This window comes from Pseudomonas sp. J380 (assembly GCF_009827115.1).
Classification (GTDB): Bacteria; Pseudomonadota; Gammaproteobacteria; order Pseudomonadales; family Pseudomonadaceae; genus Aquipseudomonas; species Aquipseudomonas paracarnis.
The window spans coordinates 3,678,204-3,692,629 of sequence record NZ_CP043060.1 but is presented as its reverse complement, the minus strand read 5'-3'; the positions used below and the strand labels follow the sequence as shown (position 1 = coordinate 3,692,629).

Here is a 14,426-nt window from a genome sequence, read left to right as displayed (position 1 = left end):
CATAGCGTTTGGATGACAGCCAACAGCGCTGCGGACGGTTAACCGGTGGTCTGCGGCAGGGTGTCGCATCGGCGCAGCAGTGTGTCGCGCCATCAACAACCTACAGACGTTTGACCCGGAAAGATCCACAGGCTTCGCGTAAAAAAGGGCGCGATGGTGCCAGCTTTGGCCGGGTGTTGGAAGGGTTAACCGGGCAAACGGTCCATATCAGCCCGGTTATGGGGCGTCACGTACTTTTTGTGTGTGTTTTTGGTGCGTCGCAATGCCACGAATGTGAGTCGCACGGTAACGCTATAGCGGAATGCCATTGTTCTCAATGACTTGCGATGAGTAGTGAATTGTCCTACAGCCCCCGCCAACTGTGGTTCTGAAATATTTTGGCGCAAATCTTGCGTAAAAAATAAAGAACGCTCTGTTGGATTCTTTTCACGAGAAAGGCTGCAAGCCGGGCGAACCGTTTTCGCAATTCCTCGCAAAGGTGTGTCAATGAGTAGTACGCAAAGCTCCAATGACCTCGAACAGGGGCTCAAACCGCGTCACGTCACCATGCTGTCGATTGCCGGTGTCATCGGCGCCGGTTTGTTTGTCGGCTCCGGCCATGCGATCGCTGCTGCCGGCCCGGCTGTGCTGTTGGCCTATGCAGCCGCCGGTACGCTGGTAGTCCTGGTGATGCGCATGCTGGCCGAGATGGCCGTTGCGTCACCGGATACCGGTTCGTTCTCTACCTATGCCGACCGGGCAATCGGCCACTGGGCCGGTTTCACCATTGGCTGGCTCTACTGGTGGTTCTGGGTGCTGGTGATTCCGCTGGAAGCCAACGCGGCGGCGACCATCCTGCACGCCTGGTTCCCCGACGTGGCGATCTGGGTGTTCACCCTGGTCATTACCTTGCTGCTCACCGCAACCAACTTGTTCAGCGTGAAGAACTACGGCGAGTTCGAGTTCTGGTTTGCGCTGATCAAGGTCGTAGCGATCGTGGGCTTTGTGATCCTCGGCCTGGCCGCGATCTTCGGCTTCTTGCCCACCAGCCAGGTCAGCGGTGTTTCGCACCTGTTCGATACCCAAGGGTTCATGCCCAACGGCATGGGTGCCGTATTGGCGGCGATCCTGACCACCATGTTCTCGTTCATGGGCACCGAGATTGTCACCATCGCCGCAGCCGAATCGAAGAACCCGGGCCAGCAAATCACCAAGGCCACCAACTCGGTGATCTGGCGGATTGGTTTGTTCTACCTGTTGTCGATCTTCATCGTGGTGTCCCTGGTGCCTTGGAACGATCCGACCCTGGCTGCCGTAGGCTCCTACCAGACCGTGCTGGAGCGCATGGGCATTCCGAACGCCAAGCTGATTGTCGACCTGGTGGTGCTGGTTGCCGTGACCAGCTGCCTCAACTCGGCGCTGTACACCGCGTCGCGCATGCTGTTCTCCCTGGGCCGTCGCGGTGACGCACCGGCCTTGGCCAAGCGCACCAACAAGAGCGGCACACCTTACTGGGCGGTGTTGCTGTCTACCGGCGCCGCGTTCCTGGCGGTATTCGCCAACTACGTCGCTCCGGCGGCGGTGTTCGAATTCCTGCTGGCCAGCTCCGGCGCCATTGCGTTGCTGGTGTACCTGGTGATTGCCGTGTCGCAACTGCGCATGCGCCAGAAGCGTGCGGCAGCGGGCGAGAAGATCGTCTTCAAGATGTGGCTGTTCCCAGGCCTGACGTACGCGGTAATGGTGTTTATCGTCGGTACGTTGACCATCATGCTGTTCCAGGAAGCGCACCGGGTCGAGATCATCGCCACCGGGGTTCTGAGCTTGCTGGTGGTATTGGCGGGGTTGGTGGTGGCGAGCCGTCGCAAGGCCCAAAGAGTGGGGGCTGCGGCGCTTAGCTGACGAGAGACGGTGGTAGTGCACCGCGCAACAATGTGGGAGCCGGGCTTGCCAGTCAGTTAAGACAGAATCGGTAACTGTGGCGAGGGAGCTTGCTCCCGCTGGGGCGCGAAGCGGCCCCAAAAATGGGACTGCTACGCAGTCCAGCGGGAGCAAGCTCCCTCGCCACAAGTCACTGGTTGTCTGCTTGAGCTCTTAACTGACTGGCATTAGGGCAAGCCCGCTCCCACACTTTTTATTTTGTGTCAGTCGGGGGCGTTGGCCAGCGCCTGGGACGCCGCCACATAATCGGCCTGGAACTGCGGCGACTCAATCCACGCTAACGCCGCGGCTTCGTCATCGCTGTCCGTCGCCCACTGCCGATACTCGATCAGCGCCGCCAGGATAAAGTCGGTCGCTTCTTCTTCGCCTTCCTGCTCCAGCACCAGCGCCAGCAACGGGTGCGCCAGGAACACCGCACACAGCGCCTGCTGGCTGATCTCGCCAGCGGCACGCATTTCGACGAACAGTTCAGTCAAATCCACCGACTCAAGGTCGATGCGGCTGTCGTCGCCAGCAAAAGCATCCGGCTTGTGCGCCACGGCGCGCTGGGTGCGGTTTTGCTTGGCCTTGGCTTTTGCCCGGTGGGCGCGTTTTTGCTGCTTGTTTGGCGAGGCCATGGGCTCAACGTCCTTGGGGGTCTGGTCTGGAGGGTGTATTGAAGCGCAGGTTGGGGTAAATCCCAAGGGTTTCTCGGGCGGCAATGATTGCTGTAGTGCTCGACCTTATCTGCGCGGGTACTTAGGCTGACAGTCTATTGACCCACCAGAGCCCGCCCATGACCCGTGACACCCTGGAACACCATCAGGTCCCGATCTACTTTGTTGCCGTCTTTGTGGCCGTCACGTTTGGCCTGTTCTGGCCCTTGTCGGCGCAGGGCTTCAGCCTTTGGGTGACACCTGCCATCGCCGTGCTGATGTATGCGATGTTTTTGCAGATACCCTTTCTTGAGCTGCGCCAAGGCTTGGGCAACAAGCGATTCATGGCGGCCTTGCTGCTGGCCAATTTCATTCTGGTGCCTTTGCTGGTGTGGGGGTTGACCCGCGGCCTGGTGGAGCGTCCGGCGTTGCTGGTGGGCGCTCTGCTGGTGTTGCTGACGCCCTGTATCGACTACGTGGTGGTGTTTACCCATATCGGCAAGGGCGATTCGCGTTCGATGCTGGCGGCAACCCCGCTGTTGCTTTTGCTGCAACTGCTGCTGTTGCCGGTATACCTGGGGCTGATGTTGGGCGAGCAATCCAGCGTGGTGGTAGCGGCGGGGCCATTTGTAGAGGCGTTCGTGGGGTTGATTGTGGTGCCGATGCTTCTGGCTGTCCTCACCAGCGCGCTTGCGCGGCGTTCGAGCGCTATCGGTCTTTGGAGCAGCGCCTGGGCGTGGTTGCCGGTGCCGGCGATGGCGCTGGTGTTGTTTGTCGTGCTCGCTTCGCACATCACTGCGGTGGTGCGAGATATCAACTTGTTGTTGCCGGTCATTCCAATCTACGTGGCATTTGTACTGTTGGCACCGTTGATGGGCATTGGGGCTGCGCGGCTGTTCGCACTGCCAGCGGTGACGGCGCGGGCGGTGACGTTCAGTGCGTCGACGCGTAATTCGCTGGTGGTTTTGCCATTGGCGCTGGCCCTGCCGGAGGATGTGCGCGGTTTGGCCGCAACGGTGGTGATCCTGCAGACCCTGATCGAGCTGGTTGCCGAACTGCTCTACGTTCGCCTGATCCCGGCAGTGGTGTGGCCCACCAGTCGGTAACCGCGTGAATGTTCAGGTCTGTTCAGGCGCCATTCAGGGGCGCGTTCGGCACCATACGCCAGCGCTTCCCACCTGACAGGTCACCCGATGGATCACCGCAACCGTTTTCGCCTGGAGTCACTGGGTATTTTCCTGGTCGCTCTCTTGTTGTTCACAGTAGGTATCTGGGATCAGCAGCCCCAGGGTTTTGACGGGCGTTGGGCGCTGTTCCTGCAGGAAATGTATCGCCATGGCGCGAGTCTTTTCCCCACCACCTACGGCCAGCCCTATGCGGATTACCCCGGCACCGCGACCTTCTTCAGTTATCTATTCGCGCGCTTGTTTGACGCGCCGAACCACTTGGCGAATGTGCTGCCCACAGCGCTCGCGTCGGCGGGGGTGATCGCGCTGATGTATCGCCTGCTGGCGCCCTACAGCCGTGCCTGGTCGCTGCTGACGGTGCTGCTCACGCTGCTCACCGCCCAGTTGCTCGAGAAGTCGCGCTCGGTGTGCCTGGACCAGATGGTTGCATTGTTATGCGTGGGCAGTTTCTACCTGCTGCACACCGGCGAACGCCTTGGGTCGCGGCTGAGGCAACTGGCGGTGTTCCCGCTGTTCATCCTGGGTTTCGCCATACGTGGGCCGCTGGGGTTGATTGAAGTCTGCGCGGTGGTGTGTGTGTATTGGGCACTGAGCAAGCCGGGGGAGCGTGTCCGGCAGGTGTTGATCCACGGCATTGTCGGCCTGGTGTTGCTCGCCGCGTGCTGGTGGCTGCTGATGAAGCTTGCGCGGTTCAGTGGTGGCGATGCGTTTGCCGATGAAGTCTTCAAGATGCAAGTCGGCGGGCGTCTGGATGAGTCGGGTGAGCCGTTTTACTTTTATTTCCAACTGAGCTTGTACCGCTACTTCCCGGTGGTGCCGCTGGCGTTTGCGACCCTGTTTGCGTTGCGCCATCGCTGGCCCGAGCGTTGGGCCAATGAGCACCTGCAATTGCTGGTGCGGTTCGGGGGCTGCGGCTTGATGATTCTGCTCGGCCTGTCGGTACCGCATTTCAAGCGCGCTTATTACATTCTGCCGATGGTGCCGATGTTTGCGGCTGTCGCTGCCTATGGGCTGCTTCACGCGCAAGGCTGGCTGGTGGGTGTGCGCCGTTGCTATGAATGGCTGGTCGCGGCGCTGCCGGCGTTGTGCGTGGTTGTGTTGTTTGTGTGTCGACACGCCTGGCAGAAACAGGGCTACTGGCCGGAGATTTCCTTGCCGTTGATGATCGGCGTGCTGGTGGTGCTGCAAGCCGCAGCGTTGATTGCCTGGCGGCGAGCATGGCGGTTGGTGTGGCTCAGTCTGATCGCGCTGGTGGCGCAATGGCTGTTGCTTGTGACAGTGATAGAGCCGGCCAAGGACCTGCAATTCGACACCCGGCGGTTTGTCAGCCAGGTGGAGGCGTTGCGCCAGGCGCAGCCAGGTCCCTTGGTGTTTGTCGATCTGGCCCGGGATACCTGGGCGGTGCGCTACATGATGAACCTGGATCACGATGAACAGCCGCTGTTTGTCGGGCGTCACGAGCTTGAGAAGTTGGCGGCGCTGCCCCGGCCCTCCTGGGTGATCGTGTCGCGCAAGGAGACCGCGCTGTTGAAGGGGTCGCCGGTGGAGAACTTGGCGCCGAGCTATCAAGGGCGCTTGAATGACAACCCGTTGATGGTGTTCTTGCTCAAGTAAGGAGGCCCTTGAGCCAAGGGCCTGTCGAGCAGATGATTATTTGCAGCGGAAGCTTTCAGGCATCGTGACCGTGTAATTGCGCTGCACGCGGTCCTGGAAATTCAGATTCTGCAAACCCTGCTGTACCAGGAAGGCTTCGACCTTGGCGGCTTGGCAGTCGTCGTTATAGGACGACGCCCTTAGCAGGTAGACAGCGCGCCTGCTCACTTCATCACGAGCGGTGACCCGGAAGGTGGTGAGCGTGGTGTAGCCGGTGCGCTCCGAGGTCCCTACCGGGCCGTAGGAGGTGTTTGGAGTGCTGGTGCAGGTCAGTTGGTCGGTCTTTTTCTTGTTCTTCTTGCATTGAGTGGTGGTGCTTTTTGCCACCTGCCCGTATTCGGTGGCGGTATAGCGATACGTCACCTGCTTGCTGTCGACGTCCAGGGTGACGGTCATTTTGATCGGCGCGTGGTTCTTGGGCAGGGTGGTGTCGGTGAAGACATTGCGAAAGCCCTGGTCCTGCATGGCGCGGACCATGTCACGCAGGTAGTAGCGAGCATTGAGTGAGTTTTCATCACTTCCGCCAGTGGAGGTCACCAGCACGGTTGCCTGCCGGTCGAAGTGATAGTCGGGATCAGGCGTCGCGTTGATCGCTACGTCCAGCTGCGTGGCACACCCACTGAGCAGGGCGGTCAGTAGTAACAGGGTGCAAAGCAAGAAGCGGGTCATGAAAAAACCTTACAACTGAGATTTGGGTAAAGGCTGAACGATTGAGTCCAGCCAAAAATAACCCTCAATCGTCCTGCTGCGACATCGTGTCCGTAAATGCGTGAGTCGCATTAAATCGCAGGCAATAAAAAACCCCAAGGAACGCATTGTTCCTTGGGGTTTCTCGGTATTTTGGTGCCCAGAGACGGAATCGAACCGCCGACACGGGGATTTTCAATCCCCTGCTCTACCGACTGAGCTATCTGGGCAACGGGGCGCATTAAACGGGTTTTTCAGGGGGTCGTCAAGCAAGTTTTCAAAAAATATTTAATTATTACCGTCGCTTACGTGCAGACCCTGGTTTTTGATCAATTATTGAGCAGGCGGCACGTAGCCGTCGGCCTTGGCGTATTCCTCGCCGGAAAAGAACTTGTCCATTTCGCCGGCCAGGTATTTACGGTCTTCGGCGTTCATCATGTTCAGGCGTTTTTCGTTGATCAGCAGGGTCTGGTGTTTCAACCAGTCGCCCCAGGCTTTGGCGGAGACGTGCTCGTAGATGTCCTGGCCCTTGGCACCTGGGTACGGAGGGCGCTCCAGGGCTGGCAGTTCTTCTTTGTACTTGCGGCACATGATGGTGCGGGTCATGACGAAACTCCTGCGTTCAATACGTCGGCCGCGCGCTTCAGCAGTTTTTTCACCGGGGCGGCAAGGCCCAGGCGCGGCGGGGTGGCGAGGTTATACCAGAGCCAGTCGGCCTCGGCCACGTGATGGGCGGTTTCCTCGACCTGGACCAGCCAGGGTTCGATGGCCAGCTGGAAGTGGCTGAAGGTGTGGACCAGCCCGGGCAGTTCCTGATGCTTGCCCAGCGCCAGCGCGTGCTGGTTGGCGAGGTGATCCAGGTCTTGCAGGTCGTCCAGCTCCGGCAAGCTCCACAAGCCGCCCCACAAGCCCGTAGACGGGCGACGGTAAAGCAGGATCGCGCCCTCGGCGTTGGCCAGCATGGGCATCAGCGTGCGCTTTTGCGGGATGGTCTTGCGCGGCTTCGGGATCGGGTAGCGTGTTTCCAGGCCCAGCATGTGAGCTTCGCAGCCTTTTTCCAGCGGGCACAGCAGGCAACTGGGTTTGCTGCGGGTGCACAGGGTGGCGCCCATGTCCATCATGGCCTGGGTGTAGGCGTTGACGCGCTCAAAGGGTGTGAAGCGCTCTGCGGTGGCCCACAGCTGTTTGGCGACCTTGGGCTCGCCCGGGTAACCCTCTTGCGCGGTAAAGCGCGCCAGCACGCGTTTGACGTTGCCGTCGAGGATCGGCGCGCGCAGGCCCATGCTCAGGCTGGCAATCGCGCCAGCGGTGGACAGGCCGATGCCCGGCAGCTCGGTGAGCTTTTCCACGTCGCGGGGGAATTCGCCGCCGTGTTCGGCCACCACGATCCTGGCGGTCTTCTGCAGGTTGCGCGCCCGGGTGTAGTAGCCCAGGCCCGTCCACAGGTGCAGCACTTCATCTTCCGGCGCAGCGGCCAGGGCTTCGACGGTTGGCAGGGAGGCCATGAAGCGGTCGAAGTAGTTGAGCACGGTGCTGACCTGTGTCTGTTGCAGCATGATCTCCGACACCCACACCCGGTAAGGGGTGATGCCCTGTTGCCAAGGCAGGTCGTGGCGGCCATGGCGGTCGTACCAGTCCAGCACCGCTTGTGAAAACTGCTCGGTTCTCATCGGTTGAACAAGCCTTTCAATGCGTCTTTGAGCTTGGGGTTAACCTTGTCGAGTTTCTCTTCCAGCTTCTCGTTGAGGCGGTTGCCGGCAGCCTTGAGGGCGACCTGGCCCAGGCCGTCCTTGTCCAGGCGGCAGGCCTTGGCGCCAAGCTCAAGCGGGCCTCGGCAGCGCAGTGGCACCTCAATGCCCTGGAAGTTGGCGCCGACCTGGCAGGCCGGGTCCGGCACGTCGCGCTTGTCGCCTTCGACGATGATGCCGACGCGGTAGTCCATGCCCAGCACGCGTAAATCCACATCACCGTTGCCGTTGAGCGTCAGGCCAGGAATGCGTACTTTCAGGTCGGGGTTGCTGGCCACGCCGTTACGGAACGTGAGGTTGCCGCGCAGTTCCTGGAAGGGCGTGTCCTTGCCGCCTGGTGTGGCGCTCAGGGTCTTGCGGTTGAGCAGGGCGATGCCGGTACACAGTTGCTGCTCGATGTTGGCATTGAGCAGCACACCGTTGTTGATCACGATGCTGGTGGTGCCGTTGAGGCTGTCGATCAAGGCCTTCTGGCTGTTGCCGCGGCCGGTGAGGTTACTGTCGAGGGTGAGCTGGCCTTTGACCGGCGGGTTTTTCCCTTGGGCCTGCAGGATGCGCTCAACGGGCACCTGCTTGATGTGGCTTTGCAGGGCCAGCACTGGCGTGTCCTGGCGTACGTCGAGTGTGCCGTTGGCCTGGAACGTGCCGTTGTAGAGACCGCCGCTAAGGGTGTCGAGCTTGAGTTGCCCGTCAATGCCGGAGGCTTTGAGCACCGCGTTCTGAATGGGCAACTGGCTCAGGGTCAGTTCGCCAAAGGCCAGGTCTGCATTCACGTCCAGGCTGCGCAGGCGCGTCAGCGGCAGCAGTTTGTCGTTGCTCCAGGCACCTTTGGTTGGCGCCTCCGGCAATGGTGTACTGCCGCCTGCCGCCATGGCGCCGGCTTCGCTGCTCTGTACTTCGGCCTGGCGTGCGGCGGTTGCGCCTTTGGCGGCTTCGGATTTGGCCGGCAGGTAATTGTCGGCATTGAAGGTATCGCCCTTGAGCTGCACACGCAGTGACTGCTTGGCGAAGTCATCCACGGCGACGCGGCCGGTGAAGGTGCTGGCATCGAGCTTCAGGTTCAAGTCTTCCAGGGCGACGCTGGTGGGCGTGCCCTTGAGGCGGCTCACCAGTTCGACCTTGCTCAGGCTGCCTGGGGCCATGGCAGGCAGTGGGTGGCCGACGCTCTCAAGAAACTTGGCCAGGTCAAACTGGGCAACCGACAGGGCGCCGCTGATCTGCGGGGTTTTGTCCAGGTCATTGGCCTTCAGTTCCCCCAGGGCGCGCAGTTGGTTGGCCGCCAGTTTCAGGTTGGTCCATTCGGCGACGTTGGCCGCCAAGTCCACCAGCAGTTGGCCCTGGGTGGAGAAGCTCACGGTCTTGCCTTGCAACGGCTCACCGGTGGCTTCGCCACTCAAGCGCATGTCTTCGAACTGATAACGCTTGAGCGCGCGCTGGATGCGCAAGTTGCCGTTCAGCTCAGTCTTGACCCGCATCAGCGGCTGGTTGCTACCCAGGAACGCCGTGAGTTTCAGCGGGATGCTGGCGCCTTCGTGGATGGCACCGGCACTCAACTGGATACTTTCGGCACTCAATTGCTTGCCGGTCTGTTCATCGGTGTATTCGACGCGGGCGTTGTTGATGGTCAGGCTGTCGATGTCCAGGCGGATCGGCTGCGGCGGTTTTTCCGGCTTGGTTTCAGCCACCGGTTCGACCGGCGCGGGAGCGGGGGCACCGGCGGTTTCGTCGGGCAGGTTCTTGCCGATGTCTTCCCAGTTGCCGTGGCCTTGCTTATCGCGGTTCAGGCGCAGGTTCAAGCCCTCGACACGCACATCGCTCATTTGTACTTCGCGGCGCAGCAGTGGCAGTACGCGCACCGAGAGGCCGAGCATCTGCAAGTCGGCAAACGGTTGAGTCGGTGCGGTCAGGGTTGCGACGCTGGCTTCATGAAGCTCCAGGCCCAGCCAGGGGAACAGGCTCCAGCCGATATCGCCATTGAGCGTCAGCTCGATGTGGGCCTTGTCGCGGGCTATCTGGCGAATTTCTTCTTTGTAGTCGTTGGGATCGAAAAGGTGGGTCAGGGCAAAGCCGAGCGCCACAATGATCAGCAACAGCCCGAGAAGTACCAGACCCAGGATTTTGCCGAACGCTTTCATGGGCGAGTCCTTGTATGTCGATTTCAAAATTTAGCCGCAGAGTATAACGCCCGAAGGCCGGCGTCAGTTCACGGATCGTTACATTGTATCCACCGGTGCGGAAATGGGATTTTGACGTCAAGAAAATACAGATAATCGAAAAAAGGTAGTGGCAGTTTGATTTTTCCGTCATCCACTGGTGCTAATCTCTGCACGTTCGTCCGCCTTCTGCGACTTAACGTCGCGCCTAAAAGGGAGCTTCACTCAACAAAACGGCCACGCTTTGCGTGCAAGGCCGAGGGAGAGAGCGCCTGACGGACGCATACCAATAACTGGGGGAAACACCAATGAGCACTAGCACTGTGGCCGGCAATGCCGCCGCACAGCCTGCGTTCCTGTCCAAGGAGCGCATCATCGCCAAGCCGGGCTTCAACCGCTGGCTGGTTCCACCGGCCGCACTGGCCATCCACTTGTGCATCGGCATGGCCTACGGCTTCTCGGTGTTCTGGCTGCCCTTGTCCAAGGCGCTGGGCATCACCGCACCTGTGGCCTGCGCGCCGGACATGAGCTTTATCGCCCAAGTCTTTTCGTCCCAATGCGACTGGCCCATCTCCATGCTGGGCTGGATCTATACCCTGTTCTTCATCTTCCTGGGCTGCTCCGCAGCAATCTGGGGCGGCTGGCTGGAACACGCCGGGCCGCGTAAGGCTGGTGTTGTCTCGGCGCTGTGCTGGTGTGGTGGCCTGCTGATCTCCGCCTTGGGTATCTATACCCACCAGATCTGGCTGATGTGGATCGGCTCCGGGGTCATTGGCGGTATTGGCCTGGGCCTGGGCTATATCTCGCCCGTTTCGACCTTGATCAAGTGGTTCCCGGACAAACGCGGCATGGCGACCGGCATGGCGATCATGGGCTTTGGCGGCGGCGCGATGGTGGGTGCACCTTTGGCCGCGGCGCTGATGGGCCATTTCTCTTCACCGACCAGCGTCGGTGTATGGCAGAGCTTTGTGGTCATGGCGGCGATTTACTTCGTGTTCATGATCGGTGGCGCACTGCTGTATCGCGTGCCGCCAACCGGCTGGAAGCCTGAGGGTTGGACTGCTCCGGCGAAAAAAGCCAGCAATGCGATGATCACTCACCGCCATGTGCATGTGAATGTCGCGTGGAAAACCCCGCAGTTCCGCCTGGTATGGCTGGTGCTGTGCCTGAACGTGTCGGCCGGTATCGGCATCCTGGGCATGGCTTCGCCACTGCTGCAGGAAGTGTTCGGCGGCAAGTTGCTGGGTGTTGATGTGCCATTTGGTCAATTGGATGCGGGCCAGTTGGCCTCCATTGCAGCCATTGCCGCTGGTTTTACCGGCCTGTTGAGCCTGTTCAACATCGGTGGCCGGTTCTTCTGGGCGTCGTTCTCCGACTACCTGGGGCGTAAAAACACCTATTTTGTGTTCTTCGCCCTGGGCTTTGCCCTGTACGCGCTGATCCCGAACCTGGGGCACCTGGGTAACGTGGCGCTGTTCGTGGCCGCGTTCTGCATCATTCTGTCGATGTACGGCGGTGGTTTTGCCACGGTTCCGGCCTACCTGGCGGACTTGTTCGGCACTCAGATGGTTGGCGCGATCCACGGTCGCCTGTTGACCGCCTGGGCCGCTGCGGGCGTATTGGGCCCGGTGCTGGTGAACTACCTGCGTGAATACCAGTTGAGCATCGGCGTTGAACGCGCCGCGGCCTACGACATCACCTTGTACATCCTCGCCGGCCTGCTGGTGCTGGGCTTCATCTGCAACCTGCTGGTGCGCCCGGTGGCCGACAAGTACTTCATGACCGACGCAGAACTTGCCGCCGAACAGGCGCTGGGCCATGACAAAGGTGCTGATGCGAGCACTGTGCTGGAATGGAAGGCCTCCGCCGCCAGCAAGCCGCTGGCGATTGCTGCGTGGCTGGTAGTGGGTATTCCGTTGGCGTGGGGTGTGTGGGTGACCCTGCAGAAGACGGCGGTACTGTTCCACTGACACCGCAATAAGGGTGGGCCCGGCTCCTGTGGGGCCGGGCTTGTGTGGGAGCTCCCACATAAGCCCATGCTCACATGTATGCACATGTCTATCCCCGACATTCCTCGCTCCAACTCGTCAGTCTTATCCCCTTCGTTGTTTCTGTTTAGCGCCTGCGCCCCTATAATGGCTGCCTTTTTCGCCCAATGATTTTGCGGAGCTGGTGATGGCCGAACGTAAGGCATCTGTCGAGCGCGACACTCTGGAAACCCAGATCAAAGCCTCGATCAACCTGGATGGCACCGGAAAGGCCCGATTTGATATCGGTGTACCTTTTCTTGAGCACATGCTGGACCAGATCGCCCGTCACGGGCTGATCGACCTGGATATCGTCGGCAAAGGCGACCTGCATATCGACGACCACCACATGGTGGAAGACGTGGGCATCACTCTCGGCCAGGCGTTTGCCAAGGCTATCGGCGACAAAAAAGGCATCCGTCGCTACGGCCATGCCTATGTCCCGTTGGATGAAGCGCTGTCCCGTGTGGTCATCGACTTCTCCGGTCGCCCGGGTTTGCAGATGCACGTGCCGTACACCCGCGCTAACGTGGGCCGTGGCTTTGACGTCGACCTGTTCCAGGAATTCTTCCAGGGCTTTGTCAACCACGCACTGGTCAGCCTGCACATCGACAACCTGCGCGGCACCAACACTCACCACCAGATCGAAACCGTGTTCAAGGCTTTCGGCCGCGCACTGCGCATGGCCGTGGAAGTCGATGAGCGCATGGGCGGGCAAATGCCGTCGACCAAGGGCGTCCTGTAATGCAGACGGTCGCGGTTATCGATTACGGCATGGGTAACCTGCACTCGGTGGCCAAGGCCCTTGAGCATGTAGGCGCTGGCAAGGTGCTGATCACCAGCGATGCCAACGTGATTCGCGAAGCCGACCGTGTGGTGTTCCCCGGCGTCGGCGCGATTCGCGATTGCATGGCCGAGATCCGTCGCCTGGGCTTTGATAGCCTGGTGCGCGAAGTCAGCCAGGACCGCCCCTTCCTCGGTATCTGCGTGGGCATGCAAGCCTTGCTCGACAGCAGTGAAGAGAACGGCGGTGTCGACTGCATTGGCCTGTTTCCAGGGCAGGTGAAGTTCTTCGGCAAAGACCTGCATGAAGATGGCGAGCACCTCAAAGTCCCGCACATGGGCTGGAACGAAGTGCGCCGCACCGTCGACCATCCGCTGTGGCATGACATCCCGGACATGGCGCGTTTCTACTTCGTGCACAGCTACTACATCGCCGCCGGTAACCCGCGCCAGGTGGTGGGTGGCGGGCATTACGGCGTCGATTTTGCCGCCGCACTGGCCGATGGTTCGCGCTTTGCCGTGCAGTTTCACCCGGAGAAAAGCCATACCCATGGCCTGCAATTGCTGCAGAACTTCGCCGCGTGGGATGGTCGCTGGTAAATGGCCAGGAAGCCGAAGCCGCCGATCTTGAACCTCGCGCCCGAGCAGGAGCGTGAGGCTACCGACAAGATCAAGCAGTTCATGGAAGACCGCTTCGAGCTCAAGCTGGGCTCGTTCGAGGTCGCCGAAATTCTTGAGCTGTTCACCACCGAAGTGGCGCCGCATTATTACAACAGGGCGATTTTCGACACGCAGACGCTCCTTAAAGAAAGGTTCGAAAGCATCGAAAGCGACTTGTGGTCGCTTGAGAAACCCTGATTTCCCAAGCATTGCTGAATATCGAATAAGGTTTGCCAGATGCTGATTATCCCCGCTATCGATCTCAAGGACGGCGCTTGTGTCCGCCTGCGCCAAGGCCGCATGGAAGATTCCACCGTGTTCTCCGATGACCCGGTGAGCATGGCTGCCAAATGGGTAGAAGGGGGCTGCCGTCGTCTGCATCTGGTGGACCTGAACGGCGCCTTCGAAGGCCAGCCGGTCAATGGCGAGGTGGTCACCGCCATCGCCAAGCGCTACCCGACCCTGCCGATCCAGATCGGCGGCGGTATCCGCTCCCTGGAGACCATCGAGCACTACGTGAAAGCGGGCGTGAGCTACGTGATCATCGGCACCAAGGCCGTGAAAGACCCAGCCTTCGTCGCCGAAGCCTGCCGCGCTTTCCCGGGCAAGGTGATCGTCGGCCTGGATGCCAAGGACGGCTTCGTCGCCACCGACGGCTGGGCTGAAATCAGCACCGTGCAAGTGATCGACCTGGCCAAGCAGTTCGAAGCCGACGGCGTGTCCGCCATCGTTTATACCGACATCGCCAAAGACGGCATGATGCAGGGCTGCAACGTACCCTTCACCGCAGCCCTGGCAGCGGCCACCAAGATTCCGGTGATCGCTTCCGGCGGCATCCACAACCTGGGCGACATCAAGTCGCTGCTGGACGCCAAGGCGCCTGGGATCATCGGCGCCATCACCGGCCGTGCGATCTATGAAGGCACTCTGGACGTCGCCGAAGCCCAGGCTTACTGCGACGCCTACAACGGCTGAG

General features: G+C 60.5%; 13 protein-coding genes and 1 tRNA gene. 8 read left to right on the top strand and 6 right to left on the bottom strand.

Annotated elements, in window-relative coordinates:
• Positions 1–486 precede the first annotated feature (486 nt).
• Positions 487–1,878 (top strand): GABA permease, encoded by a 1,392-nt coding sequence (gabP, locus tag FXO12_RS16715; RefSeq protein ID WP_057975372.1) that lies wholly within the window; start codon positions 487–489, stop codon positions 1,876–1,878.
• Between the two features lie 242 nt (positions 1,879–2,120).
• On the opposite strand, the gene FXO12_RS16710 is transcribed toward gabP, so the two are convergent.
• Positions 2,121–2,534 (bottom strand): hypothetical protein, encoded by a 414-nt coding sequence (locus tag FXO12_RS16710; protein ID WP_034125526.1) that lies wholly within the window; start codon positions 2,532–2,534, stop codon positions 2,121–2,123.
• Between the two features lie 158 nt (positions 2,535–2,692).
• On the opposite strand from FXO12_RS16710, the gene FXO12_RS16705 reads away from it, so the two are divergent.
• Complete coding sequence (locus FXO12_RS16705) at positions 2,693–3,658, top strand: arsenic resistance protein (RefSeq protein ID WP_057975373.1); 966 nt, start codon at positions 2,693–2,695, stop codon at positions 3,656–3,658.
• Between the two features lie 87 nt (positions 3,659–3,745).
• On the top strand, positions 3,746–5,353 hold the full coding sequence (locus FXO12_RS16700; protein WP_057975374.1) for a glycosyltransferase family 39 protein: 1,608 nt from the start codon (positions 3,746–3,748) through the stop codon (positions 5,351–5,353).
• 36 nt (positions 5,354–5,389) lie between these two features.
• Here FXO12_RS16700 and FXO12_RS16695 read toward each other — a convergent pair whose 3' ends face one another.
• The 5 genes from FXO12_RS16695 to FXO12_RS16675 all read right to left on the bottom strand — a co-directional run bounded on the left by FXO12_RS16695 (position 5,390) and on the right by FXO12_RS16675 (position 9,962).
• On the bottom strand, positions 5,390–6,061 hold the full coding sequence (locus FXO12_RS16695) for a hypothetical protein (RefSeq protein WP_034125529.1): 672 nt from the start codon (positions 6,059–6,061) through the stop codon (positions 5,390–5,392).
• Positions 6,062–6,233: 172 nt separating this feature from the next.
• Positions 6,234–6,309: transfer RNA gene (locus FXO12_RS16690), tRNA-Phe, on the bottom strand.
• 103 nt (positions 6,310–6,412) lie between these two features.
• Positions 6,413–6,685, bottom strand: a complete 273-nt coding sequence (locus tag FXO12_RS16685) for an oxidative damage protection protein (RefSeq protein ID WP_034125530.1) — start codon at positions 6,683–6,685, stop codon at positions 6,413–6,415.
• Complete coding sequence (gene mutY / locus FXO12_RS16680) at positions 6,682–7,749, bottom strand: A/G-specific adenine glycosylase (RefSeq protein WP_054897554.1); 1,068 nt, start codon at positions 7,747–7,749, stop codon at positions 6,682–6,684. Before mutY ends, FXO12_RS16685 begins: the two co-directional genes overlap by 4 nt.
• The gene (locus FXO12_RS16675; RefSeq protein ID WP_057975375.1) at positions 7,746–9,962 is read right to left on the bottom strand and encodes an AsmA family protein; all 2,217 of its coding nucleotides are present in this window, start codon (positions 9,960–9,962) and stop codon (positions 7,746–7,748) included. The genes mutY and FXO12_RS16675 overlap by 4 nt, the downstream gene beginning before the upstream one ends.
• 326 nt (positions 9,963–10,288) lie before the next feature.
• Between FXO12_RS16675 and FXO12_RS16670 the strand changes: the two genes are divergently transcribed.
• The 5 genes from FXO12_RS16670 to hisA all read left to right on the top strand — a co-directional run bounded on the left by FXO12_RS16670 (position 10,289) and on the right by hisA (position 14,425).
• Positions 10,289–11,950, top strand: a complete 1,662-nt coding sequence (locus tag FXO12_RS16670) for an OFA family MFS transporter (protein WP_054897552.1) — start codon at positions 10,289–10,291, stop codon at positions 11,948–11,950.
• A 205-nt stretch (positions 11,951–12,155) separates the two neighbouring features.
• A complete protein-coding gene (gene hisB / locus FXO12_RS16665) occupies positions 12,156–12,752 on the top strand; it encodes an imidazoleglycerol-phosphate dehydratase HisB (protein ID WP_003187781.1) in 597 nt (198 codons plus the stop codon).
• Positions 12,752–13,390, top strand: coding sequence for an imidazole glycerol phosphate synthase subunit HisH (gene hisH / locus FXO12_RS16660; RefSeq protein WP_054897551.1), 639 nt, complete (start codon positions 12,752–12,754; stop codon positions 13,388–13,390). The genes hisB and hisH overlap by 1 nt, the downstream gene beginning before the upstream one ends.
• Positions 13,391–13,648 (top strand): DUF2164 domain-containing protein, encoded by a 258-nt coding sequence (locus FXO12_RS16655; RefSeq protein WP_057975376.1) that lies wholly within the window; start codon positions 13,391–13,393, stop codon positions 13,646–13,648.
• A 39-nt stretch (positions 13,649–13,687) separates the two neighbouring features.
• Positions 13,688–14,425 (top strand): 1-(5-phosphoribosyl)-5-[(5-phosphoribosylamino)methylideneamino]imidazole-4-carboxamide isomerase, encoded by a 738-nt coding sequence (hisA, locus tag FXO12_RS16650; RefSeq protein WP_032894030.1) that lies wholly within the window; start codon positions 13,688–13,690, stop codon positions 14,423–14,425.
• The last annotated feature ends 1 nt before the right edge of the window (position 14,426 follow it).